We start from the raw sequence: 13,901 nt of genomic DNA, 5'->3' as shown, positions 1-13,901 counted from the left end.
CCGATGAATATCTTTACCCAAAATTCACTGCAGGTAGAAAGCATCAGAGGAACCGATACCGGTGAAAGCACATTGCTTTACGAAGGTCCGGATGCAGAAAGCATCTTACTTTTTGTAGGAGCACCGCATAAAGGGATGCAGGCTGAAAACAACCAATTCAGATGTATAGTGACGGAGGATGTAGCAGATGCAGAGAAAGTGATCAACCAGTTGCAGCACATTTTTAAGAAAGTGCCCGCAGCCATTATTTACCGGTTCGACAGCGGCTATGAATCGGCCCTGTCGGAATGGAATACCTATTTTAAAACACACCAGTTCCTTTGCTCTATTCCCTTTTTTGTATATACAGATAAAGGGTTTGATGAAATGAAATCGCTGGTAAGCAGGCATGCCTTTATTGATGATATTATCACACAGGATGCCTGGCATGTGCTGGGGAATAAAATCGCCATCGTGAGTAAGGTAAAACGTATGCGCACCTTCCCGGTATATAAAAGCAGCAGCCTGCGTACACGGTTATATACCCGCAGGTTCTACAGCAACTTCCTGAAACGTTCCCTTGATATAGCGCTGGCAGGTGGAGGCTTACTGGTGCTGAGCCCTGTAATGCTGGTAATTGCTATCCTTATCAGGCTGGAATCCAAAGGCCCCGTATTTTACGCCGCCAAACGCGCCGGCAGGAATTACCGGGTCTTTAAGTTTTACAAGTTCCGGACCATGGTACCGGATGCAGACAGGCAGCTGGATAAAATCAAACACCTCAACCAATACGACGGACAAACAAACGGTCCTGTTTTCATAAAAGTATCCAACGATCCAAGGGTAACCAAACTCGGAAGCTTCCTGCGCAATACCAGCCTGGATGAGATCCCGCAGTTGCTTAATGTACTGAAAGGAGATATGTCGCTGGTAGGGAACCGCCCCTTGCCTTTATATGAAGCCAATACCCTCACTACCGACGAATGGGTGGAAAGATTCCTCGCCCCCGCCGGTATTACAGGCTTATGGCAGGTAAGTAAAAGAGGTAAGAAAGATATGTCCGTAAAAGAAAGGATAGACCTGGATATTGATTACGCCCATAAACGCTCGCTGAGATACGATATGTGGCTGATGGCAAGCACGCCATTCGCGCTTGTACAAAAAGACAATGTATAATGATAACGATTATAGCAGTAATACTGTTTGTTTACCTGGCCGGTTGCGTACTGTACAATCTTTTGTTAGCCATCGCCGGCCGCTTGAGCCGGAAAAAGAAGATTGCATATGAGGAAACGGTTACTTATGCGAAGATTGCCATTCTCATCCCGGCTTATAAGGAAGACAGTATTATTTTATCCACTGTTAACAGTTATAACCGCCTGCACTATCCTTTACACCAGTTTGAAGTAGTAGTGATTGCAGATTCCCTGCAGTCACGGACCATGGAGGAGCTGGCGGCTACTGGTGTGAACGTGATACCGGTTAAGTTCGATAAAAGCACCAAGGCTAAATCGCTGAATGCGGCTTTTGAAAGATTAGGAGACAATTACGACCTGGCGCTGATCTGTGATGCGGATAATATGCTGGAAGCAGATTTTCTTTTAAAGATCAATCATGCTTACCAGCAGGGGCATTATGCTATCCAGGGGCAAAGGGTTGCCAAGAACCTGAATACACCGTTTGCCATCCTGGATGCTGCCAATGAAATCATTGCCAATCATCTTTACCGCAAAGGCGCCAACGCATTGGGGCTGTCGTCTTCTGTAATTGGTTCCGGTATGGCCTTTCATTACCCGCTTATCAAACAGATTCTTAGTGAAATACAGGCTACCGGCGGGTTTGATAAAGTGCTGCAATTACTGGTGATCGCAAAAGGACATAGTATTTTATACCTGGAAGATGCTTATGTGTATGATGAAAAGATTACACATGCGGCCGTATTTGAAAACCAGCGGAAACGCTGGATGTCGAGCCAGCTGGTATATTTGCGCACATTCTGGGGCAGGGGATGGGCTGCTTTATTCAAAGGCAACGTGAATTATTTTAACCTGGCGGTATGCCAGAACGCATTACTGCCGCGTATGCTGCTGCTGGCAGCATTAACGGTTTGTACGGCCACCGGTTTCCTGCTGCAGCGTTTTTCGCCTGTTCCTTTTTACTGGTGGGTGGCTTTGTTTATACTGAATATACTTAGCCTCTTACTGCCCATCCCGGGAAAGTTCTTTACAAAATATCTTCTTACAGCCATGGTTACCTTACCACGCGCTGTTGGCATCATGATATTATTGCTGTTCCGCCTGAAAGGAGCAGATAAAACATTTATACACACTACCCATACACAAACAGGTATTGATAATCCTTTATTAGATGCAGCCAGAAAGTAATACATATTATCCGCTGGTATCCATTATCACTGTTAATTATAACAATGCAAAGGTAACCGTGGAGCTAATGGCCTCCCTTAACAGGATCAGCTATCCTAACCTGGAAGTGATTGTAGTGGATAACGCCTCTGCAGAAAGCCCTGCTACGGCCATAAAGAACGAATACCCATCGGCTATCGTTATTGAAAGCAAAGATAACCTGGGTTTTGCAGGAGGAAATAACCTGGGTATTAAAGCCGCCCGCGGCGAATATCTTTTCCTGGTGAATAATGATACAGAGTTTACCGAAGGATTGATAGAAGGGCTGCTGGAAGTATTTGCCAAACATCCCGACGCTGGTGTGGTAAGCCCTAAGTTTCATTACTTTTTCCAGAAAGGAACCATAGAGTACGCAGGTTATAAAGCAGTAGATACGCTTACCGGCAGAAACAGCATGATAGGCTGCCGGGAACAGGATAATGGCCAGTACGACGCAATATCGGAAACGCATTATGCACACGGGGGAGCGATGATGGTATCTGCGCGCGCCCTCGCCAAAGTAGGACTGATGCCGGAAGTATATTTCCTCTATTACGAGGAATTCGATTGGTGCGAGCAGTTCAAACGCCAGGGCTACAAAATTTACTACCAGTACAAGTCGCTGATCTATCATAAAGAGTCTATGACCACTGGTAAGAACAGTCCCCTGAAAACTTATTATATTACACGTAACAGGATATTATTCATGCGCCGGAACGTAAAGCTTCCTGCCAGGATGTTCTTCATACTGTATTTTATTTTTCTCACTATTCCCAAAAACACAGTTCAGTTTTTACTAAAAAGGGAATCAGTTCATATGAATGCATTCTGGAAAGGAATATTCTGGAATCTTAAACACCCAAAACCGGATAATTTATGTGTGGCATAGCAGGGTTTATTGATTTTACCCAAAAATCAGACGCAGACATCCTGCGTAGCATGACAGATGTAATGGCGCATCGCGGGCCAAATGATGCCGGCTATGAAGTATACGAACATCCCCGGGCCGCTGTAGGATTGGGGCAGCGCCGTTTGTCCATCCTGGATCTCTCCCGGTCCGGCCACCAGCCCATGCACTTCGAACAATATTCCATTATTTTCAATGGCGAGATATATAACTTCAAGGAGATCCGTACAGAGCTGGAAAAGCTGGGCCACCACTTTCATTCCGGCGCCGATACGGAGGTACTGCTGAAAGGCTATGCGCAATGGAAGGAAAAGATCCTCGATAAATGCATCGGCATGTTTGCCTTTGTGATTTATGACCGCACGGCGGAAGAGGTAACCCTTTTCCGCGATCGTGCCGGTGTTAAGCCATTATATTATTATTGGCATAACCGCACCCTGCTTTTTGCCTCCGAACTGAAAGGCATTTGTGAACACCCCGCATTCAGGAAAGAGATCGATGAAAAAAGTTTATCCCTCTTTCTCCAATACAGTTATATTCCTGCTCCTTATACTATTTACAGGAACACGCATAAGCTGAAACCCGGCCACCTGTTGAAGTTGTCGCTGAACGATGCTTCGGTGAAAGAACTGCAGTACTGGAATGTGCTGGATGCTTACCGGCAGCCGCTTACTGGATTGTCTGAATTTGATGTGATCAAACATACGGAGCAACTCATGCATAGTGCATACAATTACCGCATGGTGTCCGATGTACCGGTGGGGGTGTTTCTCAGTGGGGGATACGACAGTGCCAGCGTTGCGGCCCTGTTGCAGTCTGATACTTCCAGCCGCATCAAAACCTTTACCATTGGCTACAAGGAGCCACAGTGGGATGAGTCGAGAGAAGCAAAGAAAATCGCCATGCACCTGGGTACGGAACATCATGAATGGATAGTTGGCCCGGCTGAAGCAAAAGAGGTATTGCATCACCTGCCGGAAATATACGATGAGCCATTTGCTGATAACTCCACGGTACCTACCACATTGGTGAGCAGGTTTGCCAGTAAGGAAGTAAAAGTGGTGCTCTCTGCAGATGGGGGAGATGAAGTGTTTGCAGGATATAATAAATTTAACCAGTCGCTCCGCTATACCGGCAGCTTTCCCAAACCACTGCAACGCACGCTCAGCGCGGCCATGTCGGTAGTATCGCCGGAAGTGATCCCTTATTTTAACAAGCAGTATAACTTCGCTTCCCGCTATGAGAAAATGAAACTGATATGGGCCAGCGGTAAGCCGCAGCATGCCCTGAAATATATCAGCCAGTACCTTACTGAAAATGAAGTGAATTATTATACCGCCGTACCGGCAGATGGATATAAAACCAACTTCGACATGAACGGGGAACTGGACAGCATGAACGATCCGCTGAACCGTTTACTGGCAGTGGATTATAAAACTTTCCTGGTAGATAACAACCTGGTGAAGGTAGACCGGGCCACCATGTCGGTAAGTATTGAAGGCCGCGAACCGATGCTGGATCACCGTTTGGTGGAGTTCCTGGCAAAGGTGCCCGCAGGGCTTAAAGTCAAAGACGGTATCAATAAATATATCCTGAAAACAATTGTACATAAGTATATTCCAAAGTCTTTGATGGAGCGTCCCAAAAGACCTTTTATTGCGCCGTTGCAGGAATGGTTCAGGGATGAGCTGAAGGAGCAGATGCAATATTATCTTTCCGGGGAGCGCCTGGCAAAATCAGGGCTTTTCAATGTGCCGCATGTGGAAGGTTTGTTGAAGAATTACCTGTCGGGTGGTAAAGTGAGTCATCAGAAATTATGGAATATGCTGGTTTTCCAGTTATGGTACAGCCGCTGGATAGAAAAATTATAGTATGGGCAACATGAATGGCAAAACAAGGGTACTTGAAACCATCCGCCAGGGTAAGATCGGCGGGGGAGAAAGTCATGTACTTGACCTGGTGGCGTCGCTGGATAAAACAGCATTTGATCCCATTGTGCTTTCCTTTACAGAAGGCCCTATGATAACGGCTTTACAGAAAATGAATATTCCTGCGTTTGTTATCGAAAGTGAGAAAGCATTTGATATCAGCGTATGGAAAAAGGTGAAGAAATTGATGGAAGACCAGCAGATAGACATTGTGCATGTGCACGGTACCCGCGCCAATACAAATGTGCTGTGGGCTGCACGCCAGCTGCGTTTACCGGTGGTGTACACTATTCATGGCTGGTCTTTTCACGATGGATTACATCCGCTGGCAAAACGTTTACGTATTGCCGCCGAAAAATTTATTACCCGTAAAACGCAGGTGAATATTTGTGTGTCTGAATCCAACCGGCAAACCGGTATCAAAGCCCTGAAAGGGTTTTCCGGTATCGTGGTGAGGAACGGGATCAACCTGCAGAAGTTTAATCCGGATGCGCAATACCCCGATCTGCGCGCGGAATATGGCATACCGGAAGATAAGCTGCTGGTTTGTTTTATTGCACGCATGACTTACCAGAAAGACCCGGTAGGGATGATCAGGGGTTTTGCCGCGGCACTGCAACAGGCGCCACAGCTACATTTGCTGATGATAGGTGATGGAGAGTTGATGGACGCTGCAACAGCTGCTGCGACGGCAGCAGGCATTGAAAAGCAGGTAACATTTGCCGGCTTCCGACAGGATGTACCGGCAGTGCTGCATGCAGCCGACATCTATTGCTTACCCTCCCTGTGGGAAGGCTTCCCCATTGGCGTACTCGAGGCAATGGCGATGGGAAAAGCCGTTATTGCCAGCGATGTGGATGGTACCAAAGAAGCAGTGCAGGATGGAGAGAACGGGCTGCTGGTACCATCAGGCAACCCGGCGGCATTGGCTGCGGCGATGGTGAAGGTAGCGGGCGACAGCGCACTGAGAGCCAGGTTGCAGAACAATGCGAAAGCCGCCATTGCAGCGAATTTTAACGTGGCGGGCATGACAGAAAAAATTGCGGCTGTATATCAACAGCTTTGTAAATAATAACATTTTATCAATTGCAAAATGACAAAAACCGTGATCACCTACGAATACGACCGGATTACCGATATAAAACGACTGAATTTTATAACGGATAGTTTGAAAAGCAACATTCCAGATGGAGGCCGTGTGCTGGATGTAGGATGTGGTAATGGCGTTATCAGCCGGCATCTCGGGCAGTTTGGCTATGAAGTGCTGGGAATAGATATCAGCGAAAAAACAATTGCAGTAGCACAGCAGCGCAATACTTACCCCAATGTAAAATTTGCCGCCATCAGCGCGGAAGCGCTTACAGCCCAGGGGGAAACCTATGATGCCGTGATCTGCAGCGAAGTACTGGAACATCTTGATCAGCCGCAGCTGCTGCTGAATACCATTCATGCGTCGCTGAAGGATGATGGCCTGCTGGTGGTAACTGTGCCCAACGGCAATGGCCCCAGGGAATTGTGTGTAACAAGGCCCATGCTTAAAGCGCGCAACAACCCGGTTTTATGGAAGAACATCAATAAAGTGAAACGCGCGCTCGGGTTTAAAGGTACTACCGCCCAGTCGCAGGCCGATAACCTGGACCATGTGCAGTTCTTCACGCGGAAAGATCTCCAGGAACTGGCGCAGGCAAGTGATTTTAAGATCGTGCGGTTTGCGAAAACCAATTTCGTGGAAGATGTGTTTCCTTTTTCCCTGCTTACAAAACGGCTTAAATTCCTGCAATCGCTCGATTGCCAGGTAGCAGAAATATTGCCTTACAATTTTACCGGTGGCTTTAATACCTTATGGAGAAAAAGCGCCGGTTGATTTCGAATGTTGGTACAAAAAAGAGAAAGGCTGATCAGCGATGATCAGCCTTATCTTTTTATCCGCGGTCCGCTGCGGCATCTATACGGTCAAGCAGCTCCGGCGTCTTACTCATATCGAATTTGCGGGCCAGTAATTTACCCGACTGCAGTATTGCGGGCAGATCGGCCATGGTAAATGTTTTGGGATGTGCGTGCCCCTCGGACCAGTCGATGTAACGTTGATAATCATTTTGCACGGTGTTTTTAAACGGCCCGTTCATGATCACCGTCTGGAAAATAAATTCATCTCCTCCCCAGGTATATTTATAAAAACGCTCCAACTCAGGGTGAGCTTTTATATAACGTAAACACCAGGTGGCGCATTCCTGTGTAAGGCTCCACCAGAGCGACCCTCCATGCACTTCCAGGTTCAGGGGATGCTTTCTTTTCGGCAGCAGTTTATTGATCCACGTAGTGATCCGGTATTTTCCCGGCAGCCGGAGATCTTCAAAATGATAAGCGGTAATTTTGGGCATCATCAGCTTCAGCGCATCGGGGGGAAGCAGGTCCAGGAACTGCTGCCCTGCGCGTTTGCTGAAAAAATCATAAAATACATTCATCGCTGTAAGCGGGTAATCCTGCGCACTGATAAGATGGATAAAGCCATATTGGTTCCCCGAGTTTTCAATGAACTCTATGCCATTCAGGGCAGCCTGTATGGTGCCGTATCCCGCCCAGGTTACATCCACACGTTTCTCTACAAAATATACCTGCGGCAAATTCATCGCAGCCTGCCATTCATTGATATCAGATTTGGCGTCAAGATGTACATAGCAATCAATGAGCGGGTGCTGCAGCCTGTTCAGCAACCGGCACAGCTGTGCCGGATTTTTATGACTCAGTATAATAAAAGCTAGTTTCATAAAACTGAAAATTATTTATACTGTAAACGGAACAGTTTAATCTTTGATAACAATATTTTGCATTCCAGCCAACCGTAATAAATGACGCTTCTCAGGTGCACATCAGGAAGGTAACGCCGCAGGAAGATATATCCGAATACCACTGCAAACAACAGGTTCAGGCTGGAGGCGATGGCTACAGCGCGTATATCTGCAAAGAGTAATACCAGCACAACATCCAGCACAATATTCAATATCAGCTTGATGAGATTTTTATAGAAATTGATCAGCGGCTTGTTGATCATATCCAGCGTTACGCCAATAAACCGGTCGATAGGATAGAGGATGGCGGAAAACAGGAATATCCTTACAATATCCGTAGCAGGAAGATAAGCTTTGGCGGCCAGCAAAAGTATCAGCGGTTTTGTAAATAAAAGCAACCCTATCACAAACGGAAGAATAAGAATAGTAACGGTGCCGGTGTACCTGCAAAAAGCCCTGGACACTTCTTTCCAGTCGTTCCGGTTGGCGGCCGCAGAAATAGTGGGCTGCGAAGTAGCAACAAAGCTGCGCAATATAATTTCTATCACCTCCATAAATTTCTGGGGAATACTGTATACCGCTACCGCAGTAGGGCTTAGCATAGTTCTGAGCACCAGGTTATCAGAGTAATTCAGCAGGGCAGAAGAAAACATGCTGCCTACAATCAGCTTTCCATAATGAAACAATTCTATAGCCTGCGCCTTTGTTCTGGCAGCCATAGTGGTTAAGGCGGTCCAGCGGAATATCATGCAGTAAATACTGGTGATCAGCAGGGATAATGAATAAGTATACAATACATTATGAAGCGTCACCTGTCTCATAAAAAACAAGATACCCAGCAACACCAGGAATGACCCGTTCTGCAACATACGGATCTGCACAATTTTATCGAAGCGGTGCGCTGCCTGCAACACCCATGTAGCAAAGTTAAAGGGTAGCGAAAGTAAGGTCATGATGCCCAGCCAGCCCAGGAAGAAATGCCAGGTAGGGCTGAAGTAAGGATAAGCAACGGCATATACCAGGAGGGAACATAAAATAAAGGATAAGGTAAGCAGCAGGGAAATATACCAGGCGGCCCCGGTTACCTGCCTGCTGGTTGTAATATCGGTGCCGGCGCTGAATTTTATAATGCCTGATTGCAGCATGGCCGTGCGTACCTGGTCCAGGATATTATAAGTGGCCAGGAACAATACCCATTCTCCAAAAGCGCTCAGGGAAAGCATCCTGACCAGCAGCGCAAAGGAAAGTACGTTGAAAAAAGCCATTATAACATTTCCAAGAAGAGAATGGAAATGCCTGTTACGAACAATCGCCAGAAGTTTAAATGCCATGAACCATTAATTACATCAAGTAGTATGAATAATAATGGCTTTTTACAGGATGAGGTTAAAAAAGAAGGAATATCAGATATATCCGGAAGGGCAAAGGTAATTTTTTTATTGATAATAATAAGATTCCGGGAGATGTTATATTTAAAATAGACAAATAAATATAGATATAAAATATTTATACTTTATTTATTGTAATGATATATGTTAATTTTTTTTCTTATGTGAATTAAAAAAATAGCTTTCTTTGCAATAATTAAAACCCTTTTCCCGGGAACTTTTAAGTATCGTGTATGAGAATAGACTTTTAAAAACTACTGCACAAGCCATATATTTATATGATAAACCATCTGCTATTGCTTAGGCAATTTTTTTGCCGCAATATTTATAGGCTAGGCGCTATACTGATAATATCCTGTTTCGGATCCGTCCCTGTTTTCAGCCAGGTGCAGACAGCGCGATCTTTCAGTGATCCGACCATGTCTAACATAAAAGGCTTCTATGAATATCTTCCCGCAGGTTACAGCCAGGGAAGTGGTAAGAAATATCCCCTGATTATGTTCTTTCATGGCAACGGCGAATTGGCCAGCTATGGTTCCCCTTTATCTTCCGTTCTTAGAAATGGTTTGCCCCGTGTGATTGCAGATGGCAGATTTCCCAACACGTTTACGGTGAATAATCAAACCTATTCGTTCATAGTAATATCACCCCAGTTCAATACCTGGCCAGGTTCGGGCGATGTAACACTGTTTAAGAATTACCTGCTTACAAAATATGATATTGATCCCGATCGTATCTATATCACCGGTTTAAGTATGGGCGGTGGATTAACCTGGGGCGCACTCTGTGAAGATAAAACGAAGGCAAAGGCTTTTGCCGGCGCCGCTGTTGTTTGCGGTATGTATCCCCCTACCACTACGCTTGCAGCAGTGGTGGCTTCCAATAACACGCCTGTATGGGCATTTCACAATGATGCCGATCCCACTGTGCCTTCCGACTATTCAAAGAACTGGGTAAAATATATCAACGCTACTGTACCGGCTCCCAATCCGCTGGCAAAGCTTACTATTTACAATTCCGCTTCGCATGATGCATGGACCAAAGCCTATGATCCCGATACGAAGGAAGATGGTAAGAACATGTATGAGTGGATGCTGCAGTATACCAAAAATGGGGCGGTAACAACACCTCCTGTTACAGGCGGGAAGCGCATCGTGGTGCCCATGAGCAACAGCGCCAATGGCAGGGCGGAAATATATTACCCCGACGCCATGAAAACATTTAATGTAAGCCCGGGCGATACTTTATGCATACCGGCAGGGGAATATGAATACCTGCATCTCGGCAATCTTACCGGAACAGCCGATAAACCTATTGTGATCATCAACTGCGGTGGCCAGGTAAAACTGGGCGTAAAGAACCAGGGCACTGCGGCAGTGTTCAATGCGCCTACCTGCCGGTTTGTAGAAATCAGCGGGAGCGGGGATAAGAATTATGAATTTGGTTTTGACCTCAACGGCACTAACATTTCCGGTCTTAAAATATTCGGTCTTACACTGGGCGTAGGAGCATCCGACTTCGACGTACATAATATTTACATCCACGACGGCAACATCCTGTTACAGGCTAAAACCCTGCAAACCTGCGCCCAGCCGCAGTATCTTGAAGGCGCCTTCGTAATGAAGAATGTGAAACTGCATCATATTAAATGCCGCAACTCTTCAGGTGAAGGCTTTTACATTGGTAACACGCATTATTACTGGACGGAAGGCACCTGTGTGGATATGAGATCGCACTGGATTGAAAACCTCTGGGTGTACGACAACGACCTGGAGAATATCGGGAGCGACGGGATACAGATATCAATGGCTAAAAACGGCGATAACCGCGTGTTTAATAACCGCCTCGTAAATTATGCCACGTCAAAAAATTCTGCACATGGCTACGGTATCCTCATCGGTTCCGGCTCCAGCCTGAAAGTGTATAATAATACGATCACCACAGGCTACATGCCGGGAATAACCGTTTTCGGTTCAGGTGTAAGCGAAATATATAATAACGTGATCTCCGATATTTTTTATGAAGGGATCAATGTGGCAGATAAGATACCCGAAAATACCACCGCAGATCTTTTTCCACCTCCCGCTGCTATTATCTACAATAACACCATCGTTAATACAGATGCAGGTAAGAACGGTATCAAAATATTTGCCTATTTAACCCCCATCGGTCACCAGGTATATAATAACCTCCTGGTGGAAACCGGAACTGCCTTCGATTACCCTTCAAAAGGATTGTATATAAAAGGAGATCAGCCGATTAAGCTCACTTCAGGAAACAACCTTTGTTATACCGATGTAGCCTCCGCTAATTTCGTGGATGGCGCAGCTAAAAACTACCGGTTGCTATCTACTTCCACTGCCGTAAACACGGGCAGGGATATGAGCGACTTTGCACTGAAAACGGATTTTGACAATACCGCAAGGCCCCAGCAAAGTAAATACGATGTTGGCGCGTTTGAATTTAAGTCCGGCGGCACCACTTCCCCGCCTGTTTCAAATGCAGGCAGTGATATAACCATCACCTTACCGGTTGACTATGCAACGCTTGATGGCGCTTTGTCCACCGCTTCTTCCGGCAGTGCCATTCAAAGCTATGCCTGGAAGAAGATCTCCGGCCCGGCAGCGGGAACAATTGTGAGCCCCAATACAGTGAAAACAAATGTAACCGATCTTACCCAGGGCAGCTACGTATATGCATTAACGGTAACCGATCAAAACGGCCTTACGGATGCCGACAGTGTAACCGTTACCGTTAAGCCTGCCGCCAATAAACCACCGGTAGCCAGCGCAGGAAGCGATATCCAGGTACAGTTACCGGTAAACACTGCTTCGCTGGATGGCAGCGCTTCTTCCGATGCGGATGGTCAGATCACAACATGGGCCTGGGCCAAAACCGCCGGCCCGGCCGGGGGGGATCTTTCCGCTGCCAACGCCGCAAAAACGAATGTAAGCAACCTGGTAGCGGGCACATATACCTATCGCCTCATTATTACAGACAATGCCGGTGCAAAAGATACCGCCACCGTGAAAGTGACGGTATTGGCTGCCGCTAATAAACCACCCGTAGCCAATGCAGGGAAAAACATCCAGGTACAATTGCCGGTAAACACTGCCACGCTTAATGGCAGCGCTTCTACGGATGCCGATGGACAGATCGTAAGCTGGTTATGGCAGAAAACTGCCGGTCCTGCCGGTGGCGACCTGGCCACAGCCGATGCTGCGCAAACTGCCGTGAACAATCTTGCTGTGGGCACTTACTCTTACCAGCTAACCGTAACAGATAATAATAACGCTACCGCCACGGCTACTGTAACCATATTGGTGCTGGCAGCAGCGCCCAACCAATCGCCGGTAGCAGATGCCGGCAATAACATTACCATACAATTGCCCGTAAACAGCGCCGCCCTGGATGGCAGTGCCTCCACAGATGCGGACGGACAAATTGTAACCTGGCTGTGGGAAAAAACTGCCGGTCCTGCCGGTGGCAACATTGCCAGCGCAGGTACCGCTAAAACAAACGTGACTAACCTGCAGGAGGGAACATACACTTTCCGCCTTACGGTTACAGATAACAACGGCGCTACAAGTACCGCCACTGTAAATGTAGTGGTAACAGCGGCCCCTGTTAACAAGCCGCCGGTAGTTGTTGTGGGCCCTGATATTACCGTACAGTTGCCGGTAAGCAGCGCCGCCCTGGATGGAAGTGCTTCCAGTGATGCCGATGGGCAAATCGCCACCTGGCAGTGGGAGAAAACTGCCGGTCCTGCCGGTGGCAACATTGCCAGTGCAGCTACCGCTAAAACAAACGTGACTAACCTGCAGGAGGGAACATACACTTTCCGCCTTACGGTTACAGACAACAACGGCGCTACAAGCAATGCCACCATTAAGATTACGGTATTACGGGCAGAGAATAAAGCGCCGGTGGCACAAACACAGGGCGACAGGAGCATTCAGCAGCCTATGAATTCATTCATTGCCGATGGCAGCTCCTCTTATGACCCGGATGGTACTATTGTGAAGTATGAATGGACGCAGGTAAGCGGTCCCACCAGCGCTAATCTGAAGAGCCCCGACCAGGTACAAACCCTGATCAATGGCCTGCAGGCAGGGCTGTACCAGTTCCGGCTCACCGTTACAGATGACAGGGACGCAACAGCTACCACTACCTTTAACTTAACGGTAATAGGCAACGATATCATTTCTCATGCAGATGATTCGCTGGCCATATCTCCCAATCCTGCAACAAACTTCATACGCCTGAAGATTGTCCGCAAGAGCGAACAGCCTTTGCAGGTCAGGATTTTTGATATGAATGGCCGCATACGGCAACAGTTAATGTTTACCACGCCCGACTCATTCCAGTCGGATGTAAACATCAGTAATTTATCAAACGGACATTTTATAGTGGAGGTGAAGTCGCAGGACAACAGCTATAATAAGAAAGGACGTTTTATAAAAATAAGCAACTAGATTTTTTCCCAGGTACCACTGGATGGCTGATAC

Annotated in this window: 9 protein-coding genes; 7 read left to right on the top strand and 2 right to left on the bottom strand. The window is 46.9% G+C overall.

Annotation, left to right across the window (positions count from 1 at the left end):
- Positions 1 to 3 precede the first annotated feature (3 nt).
- Genes VIM72_RS15255 through VIM72_RS15230 form a run of 6 tightly spaced genes read left to right on the top strand, consistent with a single transcriptional unit; the run spans position 4 to position 7,080 of the window.
- Entirely contained in the window at positions 4 to 1,155 is a 1,152-nt protein-coding gene (locus VIM72_RS15255; RefSeq protein WP_332003688.1) for a sugar transferase, read from the top strand.
- Positions 1,155 to 2,363: a glycosyltransferase gene (locus VIM72_RS15250; RefSeq protein ID WP_332003687.1), complete on the top strand. Its 1,209-nt coding sequence runs from the start codon at positions 1,155 to 1,157 to the stop codon at positions 2,361 to 2,363. Before VIM72_RS15255 ends, VIM72_RS15250 begins: the two co-directional genes overlap by 1 nt.
- Positions 2,347 to 3,270, top strand: coding sequence for a glycosyltransferase family 2 protein (locus VIM72_RS15245; protein WP_332003686.1), 924 nt, complete (start codon positions 2,347 to 2,349; stop codon positions 3,268 to 3,270). The genes VIM72_RS15250 and VIM72_RS15245 overlap by 17 nt, the downstream gene beginning before the upstream one ends.
- Positions 3,258 to 5,159, top strand: a complete 1,902-nt coding sequence (gene asnB, locus VIM72_RS15240) for an asparagine synthase (glutamine-hydrolyzing) (RefSeq protein ID WP_332003685.1) — start codon at positions 3,258 to 3,260, stop codon at positions 5,157 to 5,159. The genes VIM72_RS15245 and asnB overlap by 13 nt, the downstream gene beginning before the upstream one ends.
- Before the next feature lies 1 nt (position 5,160).
- The gene (locus tag VIM72_RS15235; RefSeq protein WP_332003684.1) at positions 5,161 to 6,288 is read left to right on the top strand and encodes a glycosyltransferase family 4 protein; all 1,128 of its coding nucleotides are present in this window, start codon (positions 5,161 to 5,163) and stop codon (positions 6,286 to 6,288) included.
- A 21-nt stretch (positions 6,289 to 6,309) separates the two neighbouring features.
- Positions 6,310 to 7,080 (top strand): class I SAM-dependent methyltransferase, encoded by a 771-nt coding sequence (locus tag VIM72_RS15230; RefSeq protein WP_332003683.1) that lies wholly within the window; start codon positions 6,310 to 6,312, stop codon positions 7,078 to 7,080.
- A gap of 58 nt (positions 7,081 to 7,138) precedes the next feature.
- On the opposite strand, the gene VIM72_RS15225 is transcribed toward VIM72_RS15230, so the two are convergent.
- Positions 7,139 to 7,984, bottom strand: a complete 846-nt coding sequence (locus VIM72_RS15225; protein ID WP_332003682.1) for a beta-1,6-N-acetylglucosaminyltransferase — start codon at positions 7,982 to 7,984, stop codon at positions 7,139 to 7,141.
- A gap of 11 nt (positions 7,985 to 7,995) precedes the next feature.
- Positions 7,996 to 9,336, bottom strand: coding sequence for a lipopolysaccharide biosynthesis protein (locus VIM72_RS15220; RefSeq protein ID WP_332003681.1), 1,341 nt, complete (start codon positions 9,334 to 9,336; stop codon positions 7,996 to 7,998).
- Between the two features lie 476 nt (positions 9,337 to 9,812).
- Here VIM72_RS15220 and VIM72_RS15215 point away from each other — a divergent pair, with 476 nt between their 5' ends.
- Entirely contained in the window at positions 9,813 to 13,868 is a 4,056-nt protein-coding gene (locus VIM72_RS15215) for a PKD domain-containing protein (RefSeq protein WP_332003680.1), read from the top strand.
- Positions 13,869 to 13,901: the final 33 nt, after the last annotated feature.

This window comes from Chitinophaga sp. (genome assembly GCF_036569185.1).
GTDB lineage: Bacteria > Bacteroidota > Bacteroidia > Chitinophagales > Chitinophagaceae > Chitinophaga.
The sequence above is the reverse complement of the archived record's forward strand: the minus strand, read 5'-3'. Positions and strand labels throughout refer to the sequence as shown.

Excerpts from the sequence above, each read along its gene's own strand:
- VIM72_RS15230 (WP_332003683.1), top strand. The coding sequence starts at position 6,310 with ATGACAAAAACCGTGATCACCTACGAATACGACCGGATTACCGATATA.
- VIM72_RS15215 (WP_332003680.1), top strand. The coding sequence starts at position 9,813 with ATGTCTAACATAAAAGGCTTCTATGAATATCTTCCCGCAGGTTACAGC.
- asnB (WP_332003685.1), top strand. The coding sequence starts at position 3,258 with ATGTGTGGCATAGCAGGGTTTATTGATTTTACCCAAAAATCAGACGCA.
- VIM72_RS15220 (WP_332003681.1), bottom strand. The coding sequence starts at position 9,336 with ATGGCATTTAAACTTCTGGCGATTGTTCGTAACAGGCATTTCCATTCT.
- VIM72_RS15250 (WP_332003687.1), top strand. The coding sequence starts at position 1,155 with ATGATAACGATTATAGCAGTAATACTGTTTGTTTACCTGGCCGGTTGC.
- VIM72_RS15245 (WP_332003686.1), top strand. The coding sequence starts at position 2,347 with ATGCAGCCAGAAAGTAATACATATTATCCGCTGGTATCCATTATCACT.
- VIM72_RS15255 (WP_332003688.1), top strand. The coding sequence starts at position 4 with ATGAATATCTTTACCCAAAATTCACTGCAGGTAGAAAGCATCAGAGGA.
- VIM72_RS15235 (WP_332003684.1), top strand. The coding sequence starts at position 5,161 with ATGGGCAACATGAATGGCAAAACAAGGGTACTTGAAACCATCCGCCAG.
- VIM72_RS15225 (WP_332003682.1), bottom strand. The coding sequence starts at position 7,984 with ATGAAACTAGCTTTTATTATACTGAGTCATAAAAATCCGGCACAGCTG.